At 71.9% G+C, this 16,693-nt stretch carries 17 protein-coding genes and 1 pseudogene; 13 read left to right on the forward strand and 5 right to left on the reverse strand.

Annotation, left to right across the window (positions count from 1 at the left end; translation table 11 throughout):
- Positions 1-59: 59 nt before the first annotated feature.
- Positions 60-860: an IclR family transcriptional regulator domain-containing protein gene (locus IEZ19_RS02810; RefSeq protein WP_189309324.1), complete on the reverse strand. Its 801-nt coding sequence runs from the start codon at positions 858-860 to the stop codon at positions 60-62.
- Between the two features lie 389 nt (positions 861-1,249).
- On the opposite strand from IEZ19_RS02810, the gene IEZ19_RS02815 reads away from it, so the two are divergent.
- The 6 genes and pseudogenes from IEZ19_RS02815 (at position 1,250) to IEZ19_RS02840 (ending at position 6,074) form a co-directional block, all read left to right on the forward strand.
- Positions 1,250-2,695 carry an amidohydrolase family protein gene (locus IEZ19_RS02815; protein ID WP_189309325.1) on the forward strand — a complete coding sequence of 482 codons (1,446 nt, stop codon included), beginning with the start codon at positions 1,250-1,252 and terminating at the stop codon, positions 2,693-2,695.
- Between the two features lie 203 nt (positions 2,696-2,898).
- Positions 2,899-3,177 (forward strand): annotated as a pseudogene (locus IEZ19_RS02820) (amidase family protein); the annotation flags it as partial.
- A 26-nt stretch (positions 3,178-3,203) separates the two neighbouring features.
- A complete protein-coding gene (locus IEZ19_RS02825; protein WP_229839864.1) occupies positions 3,204-3,422 on the forward strand; it encodes an NfeD C-terminal domain-containing protein in 219 nt (72 codons plus the stop codon).
- 133 nt (positions 3,423-3,555) lie between these two features.
- Positions 3,556-5,046, forward strand: a complete 1,491-nt coding sequence (locus tag IEZ19_RS02830; protein ID WP_189309326.1) for a flotillin family protein — start codon at positions 3,556-3,558, stop codon at positions 5,044-5,046.
- Between the two features lie 81 nt (positions 5,047-5,127).
- Entirely contained in the window at positions 5,128-5,574 is a 447-nt protein-coding gene (locus IEZ19_RS02835) for a DUF5990 family protein (protein ID WP_229839865.1), read from the forward strand.
- Positions 5,575-5,627: 53 nt separating this feature from the next.
- Entirely contained in the window at positions 5,628-6,074 is a 447-nt protein-coding gene (locus IEZ19_RS02840; protein WP_189309328.1) for a type II toxin-antitoxin system PemK/MazF family toxin, read from the forward strand.
- 65 nt (positions 6,075-6,139) lie between these two features.
- On the opposite strand, the gene IEZ19_RS02845 is transcribed toward IEZ19_RS02840, so the two are convergent.
- Positions 6,140-6,928 (reverse strand): TIGR02452 family protein, encoded by a 789-nt coding sequence (locus tag IEZ19_RS02845; RefSeq protein ID WP_229839907.1) that lies wholly within the window; start codon positions 6,926-6,928, stop codon positions 6,140-6,142.
- 373 nt (positions 6,929-7,301) lie between these two features.
- Here IEZ19_RS02845 and egtA point away from each other — a divergent pair, with 373 nt between their 5' ends.
- Genes egtA through egtD form a run of 4 tightly spaced genes read left to right on the forward strand, consistent with a single transcriptional unit; the run spans position 7,302 to position 11,699 of the window.
- Positions 7,302-8,651, forward strand: a complete 1,350-nt coding sequence (egtA, locus tag IEZ19_RS02850) for an ergothioneine biosynthesis glutamate--cysteine ligase EgtA (protein WP_189309330.1) — start codon at positions 7,302-7,304, stop codon at positions 8,649-8,651.
- Entirely contained in the window at positions 8,648-9,964 is a 1,317-nt protein-coding gene (gene egtB, locus IEZ19_RS02855; protein ID WP_189309331.1) for an ergothioneine biosynthesis protein EgtB, read from the forward strand. Before egtA ends, egtB begins: the two co-directional genes overlap by 4 nt.
- Positions 9,964-10,740 carry an ergothioneine biosynthesis protein EgtC gene (gene egtC / locus IEZ19_RS02860; RefSeq protein ID WP_189309332.1) on the forward strand — a complete coding sequence of 259 codons (777 nt, stop codon included), beginning with the start codon at positions 9,964-9,966 and terminating at the stop codon, positions 10,738-10,740. The genes egtB and egtC overlap by 1 nt, the downstream gene beginning before the upstream one ends.
- Positions 10,737-11,699, forward strand: coding sequence for an L-histidine N(alpha)-methyltransferase (gene egtD / locus IEZ19_RS02865; protein ID WP_189309333.1), 963 nt, complete (start codon positions 10,737-10,739; stop codon positions 11,697-11,699). Before egtC ends, egtD begins: the two co-directional genes overlap by 4 nt.
- Positions 11,700-11,793: 94 nt before the next feature.
- Here egtD and IEZ19_RS02870 read toward each other — a convergent pair whose 3' ends face one another.
- On the reverse strand, positions 11,794-13,065 hold the full coding sequence (locus IEZ19_RS02870; RefSeq protein ID WP_229839866.1) for an extracellular solute-binding protein: 1,272 nt from the start codon (positions 13,063-13,065) through the stop codon (positions 11,794-11,796).
- Between the two features lie 211 nt (positions 13,066-13,276).
- Between IEZ19_RS02870 and IEZ19_RS02875 the strand changes: the two genes are divergently transcribed.
- The gene (locus IEZ19_RS02875) at positions 13,277-13,492 is read left to right on the forward strand and encodes a dodecin (protein ID WP_189309334.1); all 216 of its coding nucleotides are present in this window, start codon (positions 13,277-13,279) and stop codon (positions 13,490-13,492) included.
- Between the two features lie 39 nt (positions 13,493-13,531).
- Here IEZ19_RS02875 and IEZ19_RS02880 read toward each other — a convergent pair whose 3' ends face one another.
- Positions 13,532-14,047, reverse strand: coding sequence for a phosphatase domain-containing protein (locus IEZ19_RS02880; protein ID WP_189309335.1), 516 nt, complete (start codon positions 14,045-14,047; stop codon positions 13,532-13,534).
- Positions 14,048-14,102: 55 nt separating this feature from the next.
- A complete protein-coding gene (locus IEZ19_RS02885) occupies positions 14,103-15,161 on the reverse strand; it encodes a glycoside hydrolase family 25 protein (RefSeq protein WP_189309336.1) in 1,059 nt (352 codons plus the stop codon).
- Between the two features lie 210 nt (positions 15,162-15,371).
- On the opposite strand from IEZ19_RS02885, the gene IEZ19_RS02890 reads away from it, so the two are divergent.
- Positions 15,372-16,385, forward strand: a complete 1,014-nt coding sequence (locus tag IEZ19_RS02890; RefSeq protein WP_189309337.1) for an LLM class flavin-dependent oxidoreductase — start codon at positions 15,372-15,374, stop codon at positions 16,383-16,385.
- 81 nt (positions 16,386-16,466) lie between these two features.
- Entirely contained in the window at positions 16,467-16,658 is a 192-nt protein-coding gene (locus tag IEZ19_RS02895; RefSeq protein WP_189309338.1) for an antitoxin, read from the forward strand.
- Positions 16,659-16,693: the final 35 nt, after the last annotated feature.

Below are 16,693 nucleotides of genomic sequence, written 5' to 3' on the forward strand. Positions count from 1 at the left end.
GATTCTGGCACGCTCACGGCATGCGTCAAGTGCCGAGCCGGCCGACAGCGGCGCGCAGGTCAGGTCCTGACCACGTGCGGGACGCTCTCCAGCCGGGCGAAGTCTGCGCTGATCTCACCCGCGGCCTGGAGCAGCAGCGGCAGATGACGGTCGAGAAGGTGCTCCACGGAGGTCTCGGCGGCGTGGGCGTTGACGTTCAGCGCGGCGATCACGCGCCCCGATCCGTTGCGCAGGGGCACTGCGACCGAGCGGATGCCGCGCGTGAGCTGCTCGTCGGTGAGCGCCCAGCCGCGCGCCCGGACCTCACGCAGCTCCGTGTCGCGCTCGGCGTCGCCCGGCTGCCAGAGCGGCACGAGACCGGACCGGCTCGGCTCGGCCAGGACGGTGCTCACCTCGGCCGGGTCGAGAGCCGCGAGGAGCACCTTGCCGAGGGACGTCTGCAGGGCCGGGAAGCGCGTGCCGATCTGCACGGCGAGGGAGACGATCTTCGGCACGGAGACACGCGCGACGTAGACGATGTCCGAGCCGTCGAGCTGGGCGACGGACACCGACTCGTCCGTCTGCGCCGACAGCCTCTCCATGTGGGGCCGGGCGACGTCCCACAGGCCCATGGACCGGACATAGGCGACGCCCAGGTCCAGGACGCGCGGGGTGAGCGCGAAACCCTGCCCGTCCGCCCGCACGTATCCAAGCTCCTGCAGGGTGAGCAGGATCCGCCGGGCCGTGGGCCGTGCCAGACCGGTAGCGGTCGCGACCTCGCTCAGCGACATGGCGGGCCGGTGCGGCGCGAAGGAGGTGATGACCTCCAGGCCACGGGCCAGCGCCTCGATGAAATCCGGTCCGGTGCCTTCGCGCGGCATGGCAGCTCCTCCTGGATGGCGCGGTGACGTTCAGCGGCGCCACCCTACTGCACTTGTCCGCCTGCCGGACGGATGTCCCTGAAGCGGGCCCGACGGGAGCACCACTTGCCTCTGTGAGGGTAATCCCAGGTCAAAGGTGATCGGAAGGGCGCGCTCAGAGTGTCGACGCCCCCCGAGCGAATGTGCCAACCTGACGCATCGACCGGCATACGGACGCCCAGCTGCAATAGTTGCCCGCCGGATCGCCAGATTCGGGCCGCGCACGTTCTTGACACCGGCCCCCGGACCCTCCGAGAGTGACAGCAATCGATATCCGACCGCATGGCGGACGCTCGTCCGGAATTCTGATGGGTGCCGCGGTGGTCGTACCCGCATGAAGGAGTCCTCTGATGAGCCAGTCGAGCGAGTTCCGGCCGGGGCAACCGCTGCTCCTGCGCGGTGGAACGGTGCTGCCGATGGACGAGACGCGCCAGGTGCTCACCGGCGCCGACGTGCTCGTCGTCGACGGCCGGATCGCCGCGGTCGGACACGACCTCGAGGTGCCGGAGGGCACCGCCGTCATCGACGCCACGGACGGCATCGTCATGCCGGGCATGATCGACACCCACCGCCACATGTGGCAGACGGCCATGCGCGGCTACGGCGCCGACTGGACCCTGACCCAGTACTTCGTCTGGTACTACCTGGAGTCCGGCAAGCTCTTCCGCCCCGAGGACGTGCACGCCGGCAATCTGCTGGCCGCCATCGAGGCGATCGACGCCGGTGTCACGACGGTGGTGGACTGGTCGCACGGGCTGCAGACCGTCGACCACGCGGACGCGGCGGTCGACGCCCTGCAGTCCGTGCCGGGCCGGTTCGTCCTCGCCTACGGCAACATCCAGCAGCCGCCCGCCGAATGGACCGGCACCCCCGAGTTCCGCGACTTCGTGAGCCGCCGGATCACGGGTGACGACATGCTCGGCTTCCAGCTCGCCTTCGACGTCACCGGCGACCCCGCCTTCCCGGAGAAGCCCGCGTTCGAGGTGGCCCGGGAACTCGGCGTGCCGGTCACCACGCACGCCGGTGTGTGGGGTGCCACCGGCGACGACGGCATCCGGCTCATGCACGACCACGGGTTCATGACCCCGGAGACGGTCTATGTGCACGCCGCGTCGCTGTCCGCGGACTCGTACCACCGCATCGCCGCGACCGGCGGCTCCGTCTCCGTCTCCACCGAGAGCGAGCAGAGCGCGGGCCAGGGCTACCCTCCCACCTGGGCGATCCGCGCCCACGGCATCCCCGTGTCGCTGTCGATGGACACCAGCGTCTGGTGGAGCGGCGACCTGTTCTCCGCGATGCGGACCACGCTCGGCGCCGACCGGTCCCGGGAACACCTGCAGGCCCAGGCGAACGGGGACACCGTCACCCACGCGAGTCTGCGCGCCGACCAGGTGGTCGCCTGGGCCACCCGCGGCGGTGCGAGCGCGCTCGGCCGAGACGACCTCGGCAGCCTGGAGCCCGGCAAGAAGGCCGACCTGGTGCTGATCAAGAACGAGCACTCGCCGGTGTCGTTCCCGCTGCTCAACCCCTATGGCCACGTGGCGTTCCAGGCCCAGCGCGGCGACGTGCACACCGTCGTCGTGGGCGGCCGCGTCGTCAAGCACGACCATCGTCTCGTCGGCGTCGACCTGGCCGCCGCGCGCCACGAGATCGAGCGCACGGTGGAGCACCTGCGCTCCTCGCTGGGCGAGGAGGGCTGGCTCAAGGGCATGAACCCTGACGTGCCGGAGACGAAGGTCCTCGACAACCCGTACACGTACACGGACTACCGCAGCGGCTCCACACACGGCGGCTGACAGCCCCGGCGCACGGCCGGCCGCGCCGTTCACCTGGGCGAAACCTCCACGCCCCGGCCCGTCCGGACGTCACCGTTCGGTAGACCACGTGCTCCCGGAGGTGTCCCGCAATGTCGCTCGACCGTGCCGCAGGGCTGACGGAGACCGCTCGCGCGCTGGCCGACGGGGAGGCGACCTCACGGGCCCTCGTCGAGCGGACCCTGCCCCGGATCGGCGCCCTGCTCCCGCTCAACGGGCCGGCCACCGACCGGGCCATGATCGCCGCCTGTCCCTACGCCTGGCCGTGGAACGTGCTCGGCCGGCCGGGTGTCAACGTGCCCGCCGGATTCGTCGACGGCGGGCTCCCGGTCGGCGCCCAGCTGCTCGGCCCGGCGAACAGCGAGGCGCTGCTGATCTCGCTCGCCGCCCAGTTGGAGGCTCGGCTGCGCCGGCACGAGCGGTGGCCGCCCGGGCACGCCGTCGCGGATTCCCCGGCCGCGTGAGCGCGATCCGCCCGTACCCTGTGGCCATGGACGATGCGTCGATGGTGGGGCTGATGGGGCGGGTCACCGGCACGATCGGGCCCGGGCTCGTCGGCGAGGTGATCGTCCGGGTGCGCGGGGGCGCCGAGCACTTCCTCGCGTACGCCGCCGACGGGACGGGCCGGATCGCGCCGGGCACGGTGGTGATGGTGGTGGAGTACCTGCCGCCCAGAACGGTCTACGTCACGGCCGCGTACGACAGTTGAGCGTGCTCCGCCCCAGGTGAGGGCGGCTCACGTCAAGATTGCAACAAGGATCCGTCAGCGTCTTCACCGCAAGCTTGCGCGGGAGCACACTCCCTTCGTTCGGTGCCGAAAGGGCACCATGCAAAGGGGGCGTATGCCGATGGTCATCGGCGTCGTTGCGGGAGCGGTGGTCGTCGCCGCTGCCGTGTTGATCGGTCTGTTCAAGCTCATGTGGCGGGTCGCGGAGCCGAACGAGGCGCTCATCATCTCCGGTTCGAAGCACCGGATGGAGGGTCTCGAGGAGGGCATGGGATTCCGTATCGTCACCGGGCGCGGCACCCTGGTGCTGCCCGGTGTGCAGGCGGTGCGCAAGCTCTCCCTCGACCTGAACGAGACCGAGTTGTCGGTGGACTGCGTGACCCACCAGGGCATCCCGCTGAAGGTCCGGGGTGTGGTCATCTTCAAGGTGGGCGACGACTTCGTGTCGATCGCCAACGCGGGCCGCCGGTTCCTGGACCAGCAGCGGATGATGTCGGAGCGCGTGCATAACGTGTTCGCGGGTCATCTGCGGTCCATCGTGGGCGGGTTGACGGTCGAGGACATGATCCGCGACCGCGACAAGCTCACCGGGCAGACCCGCGCCGCCTGCGGTACGGAGATGGAGAAGCTCGGCCTGATCGTCGACTCGCTGCAGATCCACGAGATCGAGGACCCGACCGGGTACATCCAGAACCTGGCGGCGCCGCACGCGGCCGCCGTCCAGCGGGACGCGCGGATCGCGCAGGCGGAGGCGAACCGGCTCGCCACGGAGGCCGAGCAGCAGGCCTTCGCGCGGATGGCCGAGGCCACCAGGGACAGCGAGATCCTCCAGGCCGGCTACCAGGCCGAGCGGGACAAGGCCGGGGCCAAGGCCCGTCAGGCCGGTCCGCTCGCCGATGCGGCCGCCCGGCAGGAGGTCGTCGTCCAGGAGACCCGGGTCGCCGAGCTGGAGGCCCACCGCCGCGAGCAGCAGCTCCAGGCCGATGTGCGCAAGCCGGCCGATGCCACGGCGTACGAGAAGCGGACGCTGGCCGAGGCCGAGCGTGACGCGCGCATCTCCGCGGCGCAGGCCAAGGCCAAGGAGACGGAGCTGGCGGCGGCGGCCGAGGCGACGCGGGTCAAGACGGCCGCGGGTGCCGAGGCCGAGGCGACGAAGACCCAGGGTGCGGCCACGGCGGCCGCGACCCGGGCCACGGGTGAGGCGGAGGCGGCGGCCGCCCAGGCGAAGGGCCTGGCGGAGGCCGAGGCGGCGAGGGCCAAGGGTCTCGCGGAGGCCGAGGCCATCAAGGCGCGGGCCGCGGCCCTCGCCGAGAACCAGGAGGCCGTGGTCGCCCAGCAACTCGCCGAGAACTGGCCGGAGATCGTGAAGGCCGGTGCGTCCGCGTTCGGCAACGTGGACAACATGGTGCTGCTCAACGGCGCGGACGGCATGGCCGACATGTTCGCCAAGGCGCTCACCATGGGCGGCACCGGTCTTGGCCTGGCCCGGCAGCTACTCGCCTCGATGAATCAGAACGGTCAGAACCCGAACGGGGCTTCACCGTCCCTGAACGGGTTCACGACCCCCACGGCCCAGAAGGTGCCCGTGGAGAAGGACGGGGACTGATCACCTGACAGGACGGCACCGGGACCTCCGGCTTCGGGGGTCCCGGTGCCGTCCGGTGCGCAGGGGGCCATGATGGTCGGCATGCGCATCCGCATCGACGGCGTCGACCTGCCCGGCCTCAGCTGTGGGCCCGCGCCGGACGGTGCGGCGTACGAGAACATCCATGTGGCCGTGCAGCGGCGCGGCCGTCCGGCCGAACTCCTCGATCCGCAGCCCGGCGACGCCCCGTCCGCGACCTGGACACTGGAGTGCTCCTCGGCGGGTGGTGATGTGACGGGCCCGTACGTCCAGGGCCGGCCGGGCGAGCGCTTCGTCTATCTGTCGTGGGGCACGGTCGACGCGTCGGGCGCGTTCACGATGTTCCGGCGGGCCAAGCTGATGCTCGGTGCCGTCCCGGCCGACGTGCTCGACGCGGCCGTACGCACCGGACTGCTGGTCGGCCGCCTCGGGCTGACGGACGCCCGCGGGCATCCGCTGTGCGCGCGGGTGGTGCCACCGGCGATCGCCTGGAGCGCACAGGGCAGTTGACGTCTCAGTGCCCGCTGTCCGCGCCCGGACGGCGAGGCTCTAGGGTGCCTCACGTGACTGCCTTTACCGATGAAGACGTCCCCGGTCGCTTCGGCCCGACGGCCACCACCGAGACCGACCCGCGCGACGTGGGCCGGGTGCGGACCGAGTACTCCCCCGCGCACGACGGCGACCCGGACCCCGGCGAGATCGTGTGGACCTGGGTGCCGTTCGAGGAGAACGACGGCCGTGGCAAGGACCGGCCGGTGCTCGTCGTGGCCCGGGAGGCCGCGGGGACCTTCCTCGCCGTACGACTGTCCAGCAAGCGGCACGACGGCGACCGGGAGTGGGTGGCGATCGGCAGCGGGCCGTGGGACCGCTCGGGACGCGACTCGTGGGTGGACGTGGACCGCGTGCTGCGGCTGCACGAGGAAGGCATGCGCCGCGAGGCGTGCGCGCTGGACCGGATGCGGTTCAACCTGGTCGTGCACCGGCTGCGGGAACGGTACGGCTGGCGCTGAGGCGCCGGGAACGCCCGGACGAACGCCATAGCCGGCGGATGGGACGCCAGAGCGCCGTGCGATCGCTACGGCCGGCGCTGTGCCGCCGTGAACGCCTCTGCGAACGCCTCCCTGACCACCGCTCCCGGCGTACGGTCCAACACCCCGAACACCACGTGCTCGAAGGACCGCGCGAACCGTCCGCCGGGGCCGAGCAGGCCCAGGAAGGCGCCCGCCACCTGCGCCGGGTCGTTGCGGAACACCCCGCAGCCCCAGGCGCCGAGCACCAGGCGCCGGTAGCCGTGCGCCGCCGCGGTCTCCAGGACGCGCTCCGCCCGTACGGCGAGGGCGCCGGGCAGCTGGGCGGCGCGCTCCGGGGCCGTCCGCAGTACCACTCCCGCGTTCGGAGCCGCCGACGTGAGGAATCCGGCCGTATACGGCTCGTGGAGGAGGCGGCCCTTGTCGTCGCGGAAGACGGGCACGGCCGGTGAGTGGATGACCCGGTCGGTGTAGAACGGGTCGCGGTGGGCCCGGTGGTGGTCGTAGAACTGCGGGGACCGCAGCAGACAGGTGTACAGCGCGGAGCCCCGGCACAGGGCCTCTTCCTGGGCCTGTGCGCCGTTCAGGAAGCCGCCGCCCGGGTTGCGGGCCGAGGCGAAGTTCAGTACGGCCACCGGTCCCGCGCCGGCCAGGCGGCGGGCGGCCTCGAGGCTGCTCTCGCCCGTGACCTCGACGAACAGGTCCGAGGGCGGTATCGCGGGCACGTCCACCGGCCCCGGGCCGTGCATGCGCGTGCCGGCGCGCGCGGCCTCGATCGCCGCCGCCAGGAACACCTCGCGTCCGTCGGCGGCACGGTAGGCCCCCGCAGCCACGATCCTCCCCCGTAGCCCTTCGGGCACGGGGGGACCCCCATTCGCTCCGGCTACGCTCCGCTCGTCTCCTGGGCGATCCCCCGCAGGCGCGCGCTCACGGCGCCTCCCCCGTGGGCGCCCTGACCGCGCGCCGCGCGCTCTCCCCCGTCGTGCTCATGGAGGAATCCTGAGCGATGCTGGGGAGTCGTCGCAATGGAGTTTCCCGGCCCGCCGGAACGTCCCGGAAACCAGCACGGAAACGGAGATTACCGATCCGGAACGCGCCGTTGCGTACCCTTGTGCGAATCGGCCCGAGGGTTTTGGGTGGGACGAGCCACCTGCCCGGAACGACACGAACCGGGCCGCTGGCTTGGTGGAATCTCAGGAGGATCCCTACATGTCCGATTCCTCGAGTACTGGTGCGAGTGACTGTACGGACCCCCGTACGGTGCTCGCGGAAGCAGAGATCGAGGCGCTGGTCCACGGCATCTGCTTCAAGACCGGACCGCCCAGCAGCCTCGGTGTCGAGGTGGAATGGCTGGTCCACGAGCTGCGGCAGCCGCAGCTCCCCGTGACAACCGAACGACTCGAAGCGGCTTACGCCGCACTGCGTACCGTGCCCCTGAAGTCGGCGCTCACCGTCGAACCCGGCGGTCAGCTGGAGCTGAGCTCGCCGCCCGCCGGCTCCCTGATGGAGTGCATCGGTACCGTCTCCGCCGATCTGGACGCCGTCCGCGCCGTCCTGGCCGCCGACGGCCTGGGCCTCGTCGGCGTCGGCCATGATCCCTGGCACGCACCGCGCCGTTTCCTGCGCGAACCGCGCTACGACGCCCTGGAGACCAGCCTGGACCGCACCGGCAGGGCCGGCCGCCACATGATGTGCGCCTCGGCCTCCGTCCAGGTGTGCCTGGACGCCGGGCACGAGGAGCCGGGGCCGCTGGGCCACGGCCGCCGCTGGTGGCTGGCGCACCAGCTGGGCCCGGTCCTGGTGGCGGCGTTCGCCAACTCCCCGCTGGTGGGGCTGCGGCCGACGGGCTGGAAATCCACCCGGCAGCTGGCGTGGATGGAGATAGGCCCGGCCCGGGCGGGCGCTCCCCCGCTGGACGGCGACCCGCGCGCGGCGTGGGCCCGGCACGTCATGGACTCCCCGGTGATGTGCATTCGGCGCGAGAGCGGCCCGTGGGACGTGCCCGACGGGCTGACCTTCCGCGAGTGGACCCGGTCCGGAGCGCCGCGGCCACCCACCCGGGAGGATCTCGACTACCACCTGACGACGCTGTTCCCGCCGGTCAGACCGCGCGGTCATCTCGAACTGCGCATGATCGACGCGCAGCCCGGCGAGGACGGCTGGATCGTGCCGCTCGCCGTGACGGCCGCGCTGTTCGACGACCCGCAGGCCGCGGAGACCGCCTACCGGGCGGTGAAACCGCTGGCCGAGCGCTCGCTCTCGCTGCCCGCGCCGCAGAACCCGCTGTGGGCCGACGCAGCCCGCGTCGGCCTGGCCGACGAGGAACTGCGGGAGGCGGCCGTCCTGTGTTTCCGGGCGGCTCTGGAGGCCCTGCCGCGGATCGGCGCCACCACCGAGGTCAGGGACGCCGTCGCGGCGTATCTGGACCGCTACGTCACCCAAGGCCGTTGCCCCGCCGACGACCTGCTCGACCAACTGCGCGGCCCGGTCGGCCCCCAGCCCCTGATTCACCCGGCCGGGGGAACCACCGGCGCCCACGGGAAGGACATCCGCACATGACCGCCCCCGAGATCGACGTCGAGGCCGTCCGCGAGCGCGCCCTGGCCTCGCTCACCACGGCACGCGACCGCACCACGCTGCTGACCTCCTGTGTCGAGGAGCCCGACCTCACCGCACAGCACTCGCCCCTGATGTCCCCGCTGGTGTGGGACCTCGCCCACATCGGCAACCAGGAGGAGCTGTGGCTCCTCAGGACGGTCGGCGGGCGCGAGGCGATGCGCCCCGAGATCGACAACCTCTACGACGCCTTCGAGCACCCGCGCGCCGAACGGCCGCGGCTGCCGCTGCTGCCGCCGGAGGAGGCCCGCAGGTACGCGGCGGAGGTACGCGGACGCGCCCTGGACCTGCTGGAGAGTTCGGCGTTCCACGGCACGCGGCTCACGGAGGCGGGCTTCGCGTTCGGGATGATCGCGCAGCACGAACAGCAGCACGACGAGACCATGCTGATCACCCATCAGCTCCGCAAGGGCCCGCAGGCCCTGACCGCCCCGGCCCCGGACCCGGTGCCGCCTTTCACCGGCCCGGCCGAAGTCCTGGTCCCCGGCGGCCCGTTCACCATGGGCACCTCCACCGAGCCATGGGCGCTGGACAACGAACGCCCGGCGCACCGGCGGGAGGTGGCCGCCTTCCACATCGACACCACGCCGGTGACGAACGCCGCGTACCAGGCGTTCATCGAGGACGGTGGCTACGACGACCGGCGCTGGTGGACGCCCGAGGGCTGGGCGCACATCCGGCAGCACTCCATCACCGCGCCGCTGTTCTGGCGCCGGGAGGGCGGGCAGTGGCTGCGGCGGCGCTTCGGCGTCACCGAGGTCGTACCGCCCGACGAGCCGGTGCTGCACGTGTGCTGGTACGAGGCGGACGCCTACGCCCGCTGGGCCGGGCGGCGGCTGCCCACCGAGGCGGAGTGGGAGAAGGCCGCCCGGCACGACCCGGTGCACAACCGCTCGACGCGCTACCCGTGGGGCGACGCCGATCCGGCGCCCGAGCACGCCAACCTGGGCCAGCGGCATCTGCGCCCGGCGCCGGCCGGCAGCTACCCGGCCGGTGAATCGCCGCTGGGCGTACGGCAGTTGATCGGCGACGTGTGGGAGTGGACGGCCAGCGACTTCCTGCCCTACCCGGGGTTCACCGCGTTCCCGTACAAGGAGTACTCGGAGGTGTTCTTCGGGTCCGAGTACAAGGTCCTGCGCGGCGGTTCGTTCGCCGTGGACCCGGTGGCCTGCCGGGGCACGTTCCGCAACTGGGACTACCCGATACGGCGGCAGATCTTCTCCGGGTTCCGCACCGCCCGCTCGGCGGACGTCTGATGTGCCGGCATCTGGCGTATCTCGGCCCCGATGAACCGCTCGGCCGGCTGCTGGTCGATCCCCCGCACGGCCTGTACCGCCAGTCGTGGGCACCGCGACGGCAGCGGCACGGGACGGTCAACGCCGACGGTTTCGGTGTGGGCTGGTACGCGGCGGGCGATCCGGCGCCGGCCCGCTACCGGCGGACCGGGCCGATCTGGGCGGACCCCTCCTTCGCCGACCTGGCGAGGGTCGTCCGCACCGGCGCGCTGCTCGCGGCCGTGCGCGACGCGACCCTGCCGGGCGCGGACGGGGAGGCCGCGGCAGCGCCGTTCGCCGCGGGCCGGTGGCTGTTCAGCCACAACGGCGCGGTGGCGGGCTGGCCGCAGTCGGCGGCGCCGCTGGTGCCGGGCCTGCCCCCCGTCGACCTCCTGTCGATGGAGGCCCGCACGGACTCGGCGTTCGTCTGGGCGCTGGTCCTGCACCGGCTGCGCGCGGACGACGACGCCGGCCGGGCGCTGGCCGAGACGGTCCGCGAGGTCGCGGAGGCGGCGCCCGCCTCCCGGCTCAACCTGCTGCTCACCGACGGCGAGACCATCGCCGCCACCACCTGGGGCGACACCCTCTGGTACCTGGCGGAGCCCGGCCGCGGCACGGTCGTGGCCTCCGAGCCGTACGACGACGATCCGCGCTGGCAGGAGGTCCCCGACCGGACCCTGCTGGCGGCGGACCGCACCGGCGTCCGGCTCACCGCGCTGAAGGACCAGGCACCCGCACCGAAGGAGCCTTGTACGTGAGTCCCCTGCACGTCACCCGCACCCTCCCCGAGGACGCCACGGAGGCCGCGCTGCGCGCGGACGTCCGCGACGGACTCACCGCAACGCCGAAGACGCTGCCGCCGAAGTGGTTCTACGACGCCCGGGGCAGCGACCTGTTCGAGCAGATCACGGAACTGCCCGAGTACTACCCGACGCGGGCCGAGCGCGAGATCCTCGCCGGCCGGGCCGGCGAGATCGCCGCGGCGAGCGGCGCCCGCACGCTGGTCGAGCTGGGCTCGGGCTCGTCGGAGAAGACGCGCTACCTGCTGGACGCGCTCACGGATCTGGACACGTACGTCCCGGTCGACGTGAGCGAGAGTGCCCTCACCCAGGCCGGGCAGGCGCTCATCGACGAGCGGCCGGGGCTGTCCGTACATGCCCTGATCGCCGACTTCACGGCCCGGCTGACACTGCCGGCGACGCCCGGACCCCGGCTGCTGGCGTTCCTGGGCGGCACGATCGGCAACCTGCTGCCCGCGGAACGGGCCGTGTTCCTGTCCTCGGTGCGCGCCCTGCTGACACCGGGCGACAGCCTGCTGCTCGGCACGGACCTGGTCAAGGACGAGACGGTCCTGGTCCGGGCGTACGACGACGCGGCCGGGGTGACGGCCGAGTTCAACAAGAACGTGCTGACCGTCGTCAACCGTGAACTGGGCGCCGACTTCGATCCCGGCGCCTTCGACCATGTGGCGCTGTGGGACGCGGAGAACGAGTGGATCGAGATGCGGTTGCGCTCGCGCGCGGCGCAGACCGTGAAGGTGCCGGCGCTCGACCTGGCGGTCCACTTCACGGCGGGTGAGGACCTGCGGACGGAGGTGTCGGCGAAGTTCAGGAAGCAAGGGGTCGGCACTGAACTTGCCGCCGCTGGGCTGGAGTTGACGCACTGGTGGACCGACCGGGAGGGGCGCTTCGCACTGTCGCTGAGTTCGGTCCGGTGAGGCCGGCGGGGTGAGGACGGTCCGGTGGGGGCTGCTCATCGAGTCCCACGGCCCGGTCCTCACCCCGCGTCGGCGTCCCTTGGTCACCGTCGGCTCACGTCACGTTCGGATCGAGCGCTTCCGTGATCCGACGTGACGCGCGCCGTGCCTCGGTCGTCGGGTCCGCTCCGCCCAGCACCTTCGACATGTACTCCTTGATCGGGTTGTCCGCCTCGACCGCCGTCCACTGGGGGGTGCTCGGGGTCGCCCGGCCGTGGGCCGCGCCGACCGCCATCGCCGCGGCGCCCTCCTCGCCGGAGACCGCGCTCGCCAGCGTCGTCTTGTGGGGGACGTAACTCATGGTGCGCGCAAGTTCCGTGTCCCACTTGGCCCCCGTGAGCGCCGCGACGACCGATACGGCACGGAATCGTTCGTCGGTGTTGCGCGGGACGATCAGGTCGGAGCCGCCGGTGAAGACCGCACACGCCCGTTCGGCGGTTCGGCCGGGGACCGGGAAGAAGCCCAGCTCGTCGGCCAGTTCGGGGTTCTTCTGCACGATGGCCTGGGCGAGGCCGGGCACGGCCACGATCTGGGCCACCCTGCCGTCCGCGAACAGGCCCGACTGCGGCGGGTGTTCCTCGTCGGCGTCCACGGGGCCGTTGCCGAGCGCCTGTAGTCGACGGTAGTAGTCCATGCCGCGCAGCGCGGCCGGGCTGTCCAGGCTGCCCCGCCAGATACCGCCGGACTCCTGGGCGAGGTCACCGCCTTCGTCCCAGATGAACCCGGAGAGCGTGTACCAGTCCTGACCCGCGAGGTAGATCCCCTGGTTGCCGCCGGAGTTGAGCTTCTCGGTGTCGGCGAGCCACTGCTCGCGGGTCTTCGGCGGGGCCGTGATGCCGGCCTCCTCGAAGAGGTCCTTGCGGTAGATCACGACGCGGTTGGCGGCGTACCAGGGAATGCCGTACTGCTGCGTGCCCTCCCGGCCGGGTTCCGCCAGGCCGGGCAGCCACTTGTCCATGTCCCAGTCGCGCAGCGACTCCAGGGTCAGATCGGTGAGGCGGCCGCCCTCGACGTACTGCGGGACCTGGGTGTTGCCCACCTCGATGACGTCGGGGGCGTCCGCGGGGCCGGCCCGCAGAGCCTTCTGCACCTTGTCGACGATTCCCGTCCACTGCTGGATGCGGATGTCGAGCCGGATGTCGTCGTGGCCGCGCTCGAAGTCCTCGGTGAACTTGCGCAGGAAGTCCCCGGACGCGCTGTCCTTCATCAGCCACACGGTGACGGTGTGGCGTTCCTTCCCGCCGGGCAGCACCCCGCATCCGGCGGCGAGCACGGCCGACACACAGCCGAGGGCGAGCAGACGACGACGCGCATGTACCTGTCTCACGAGGGGTCCTGTTCTGTCTGGCGGACAGCGGAAGGGGCCCGACGTGGGGGGACGAGCGAGCGCTCGCACGGGTGTCTGGATTTTGGTATGTACCAATGCGGAGGGTCAAGGGTTGTCGGCAGATCGTCCTCGACGCCTCGCGCTCCGTCCCCGCGTACGGCACCGTGGAGTGACGCGTGACGCACCCGTCACGGCGGAGAGGAGCACCCGCATGTCCAACCACACCTACCGGGTCACGGAGATCGTCGGCACATCGCACGAGGGCATCGACCAGGCCATCCGCAACGGCATCTCACGTGCGAGCCAGACGCTGCGCAATCTGGACTGGTTCGAGGTGACGCAGGTCAGGGGCCAGCTCGAGAACGGGCAGATCGAGCACTACCAGGTGTGTATGAAGGTGGGCTTCCGCATCGAGGACGAGACCTGACGCCTCTGCGGACCGGGGTCGGATACGCCCCGACCGTGTTCAGGTACGCCCCTCACGCTGCTGCGCGTCCTCCAGCGCCGCGGACCGTTCGGCCCAGCGGGCCCGGAGGACGGTGAACCCCGCCCGTTCGGCCGCCTCGCACACCTGCTCGTCGTCGTCCACGAGCAGCCGCACCTCGCGATCGCGGGCCAGCCGGCGCAGCACCTCCAGCTTGGTGTGCCGCGCGGGACGCCGATCACCTCTTCCCCCGCCCGCCCACCCTGCGTCCCTCCGCATGAAGACCCGCCCCGCGGGCAGCCCCTGCGCCGCGAGCCAGTGCAGTGTGTCGCGCCGGCAGCGCTCGGGCCGCCCCGTGAGATAGACGACCTCACACTCCCGGGCGCTCTCCTTGACGAGCGCGACGCCCTCGGCGAGCGGTGGGTCCTGCGGGGCTGCGGCGAAGAAACCGTCCCAGTCCCGCGGCTTCCGCTCCAGGAACCGTTGCCGGTGCGCGGTGTCGGCGAGGGTGTTGTCGAGATCGAACACGACGACCGGCCGCCCGCTGCTCTCCGTCACGCGACCCACCCCGGTGAGCGTCCGGAGCGGCGATCCGCCCCGGACTCCAGCCGGTTCAGCTCTCCTTCCAGACGAGCGCGGTCAGGACGGCACTGGAGATGGTGACCTTGGTGTCGGCCTGGTTGAGGAGCCGAACGCGCATGAAGCGGCCCTTCGCGAGGCGCTTCGTCAGGGGCAGGACGGCGAAGGCGCCGCCGGGGGTGCCGATGATCTCGTGGATGGGGTGGTCGGCCCGGTGGGTGTCGCCCTCGTACTCGGACATGCGGGCCTGGACGACGGCGCCGACCGGGAGCCCCGTGACGGACAGGCTGATGCTGCCGGTGAAGCGGGCCGCGCCCCGCGCGAAGACGCTGCCGTCGTTCGCGTGGTCACCGGTCTCGTCGGTCCATTCCTGGGTGTACTCGATCGAGTCCCAGACACCGGGGTTGAGGGTGTAGGGCTTGTCCAGCCCGAGGTTCACGTACTGCGGCATGTCGTCCTCCTCGGCGTCGCCCGCGGCCCAGGCACGCAGACCGGACGCGGACAGGTAAGCGATGGATCGGTCCATGGGCCGGCTGGTGAACTGCCAGATGAGCGGGGCCACTCCGCCGGGCTCGGGCCGCGCGGTGGCCTCGGCCCTGCTGTAGTCGGCGGCGCCCCAGGGATAGGCGGGGTACCACAGCGGCACGCCGGCGGGCATGTGTCCGGCGGCGATGTCGGAGGCGCTGGTGTAGATGCCGACGCGCTGCCCCGGGAACGCGGCCCGCACCGCCTTGATCCAGGCGGTGGCCCAGGCCTTGATCTGGGCGGCGCTGCGGCCGCTGTAGTTGCGGCCGTCGCTGTAGCGCTCCAGGTCGAGCCAGTGCGTGAACCCCTTGCCCGCGTGCGGCTTGACGGCGCCGATGTAGTTCGCGGCCTCCAGGTCGACGTCCTGGTTGGGCCACCCGAAGTGGTAGGCGCCGGGCACCAGCCCGGCCTTGATGATCCCGGTGATGTGGGTGTCGAACTTGGTGTCCCGGCTGTGCTGCCCCTCGGACGCCTTGGCGAAGGCGAACACCACACCGTCGGACTTGTGGGCGGCCCAGTCCTGGGTGCCCTGATAGGCGGACACGTCCACGCCTCGGCAGGTGGCCATCCGGACCTCCTTCATGTGTCTGCGCGCAGCCCGGATACTACGCAGGTTCGATCAACTCCCGCGCCACGATCGCAAATCGCGTCAGCCTTGTGAGTGGTTCCTGCCACGGGTCCTGGCGCTCGGGCGGCCAAGAAGGCACACGCGCGGTGCCCGGGGGCGAACGATCGGTGAACACGGGAATCCCGGGCCGACGCCGGTGTTGAACCTTGCGTGAGTTCGCTGATCGATCGGACCCGGTTCTCCGTACTGGACCGCTCCCGCACCCGCGAGGGGCACACGCACCCCGAGGCGCTGCGCGACACCGTCGCGCTGGCCCGGGAGCTGGAGGCGCTCGGCTACCACCGCTTCTGGGTCTCCGAGCACCACGGCGTGCCCGGGGTCGCGGGCTCCGCGCCGACGGTCCTGGCCGCCGCCGTGGCCGGGGCGACGCGCACGATCCGGGTCGGCACGGGCGGTGTCATGCTGCCCAATCACCGGCCTCTGGTCGTGGCCGAGCAGTTCGGGGTTCTGGAGTCGCTGTTCCCGGGCCGGATCGACATGGGACTCGGACGGTCCGTGGGCTTCACCGGCGGGGTCCGCAAGGCGCTGGGCCGGGACAAGGACGACGCCGAGGACTTCGCGGCCCAGCTCGAGGAGCTCCTGGGCTGGTTCCGCGGCCCCTCTGCGACCGGCGTGCACGCGCGCCCCGCGGAGGGGCTGGACGTCCCGCCCTTCGTGCTGGCCATGGGCGAGGGCGCCGAGATCGCCGCCCGCGCCGGACTGCCGATGGTCATCGGCGACCTCAGGAACCGCGAGAAGATGCTGCGCGGGGTCGACCACTACCGGGCCCGGTTCCGCCCGTCCCCCTGGGCGCCGGAGCCGTACGTGGTGATCTCGGGCACGATCGCCGTCGCCGCCACTCCCGAGGAGGCCCGTCGGCTGCTGGTCCCGGAGGCCTGGTCGATGGCGTACTCGCGGACCCACGGCACGTTCCCGCCGCTGCCGCCGGCCGAGGACGCCGGGGCCCGGGCCATGACCGCCAAGGAGCGCGGTCTCTTCGAAGCCGGTCTCGCCGGCCATGTCGCCGGCACCGAGGAGCAGGTCGCCGACGAGCTGGAGACGGTGCTGAAGGAGACGGGTGCCGAGGAAGTGCTGGTCACGACCAGTACGTACGACCGTACGGCCCTCCGCGACTCCTACCGGCGGCTCGCCCGGATCGCGGGACTGGGGCGGGCCGGGGCCTGAATCCGGGGCCCGCCGAGATGCGAACCGGGCCCCGGACGGTGACCCTGGGAAATGGAGCCTCTATCTGTGAGGAGGGTTGCCATGTCCTTCATGGACAAGATCAAGGGCATGCTCAAGGGCCACGAGGACCAGGCCGGCAAGGGCATCGACAAGGGGGGCGACTACGTCGACCAGAAGACCGGCAACAAGTACCAGTCGCAGGTCGACACCGCCCAGCAGAAGCTCAAGGACGAACTCGGCGGCTCGGAGCGGGACACCCCTCCGCATCCGTGACCAGCAGGTCAGCGGGGCCGCGGGCGGGACGAGGG

Origin of the sequence: Streptomyces brasiliensis (assembly GCF_014647875.1) — a bacterium.
Lineage (GTDB): Bacteria > Actinomycetota > Actinomycetes > Streptomycetales > Streptomycetaceae > Streptomyces > Streptomyces brasiliensis.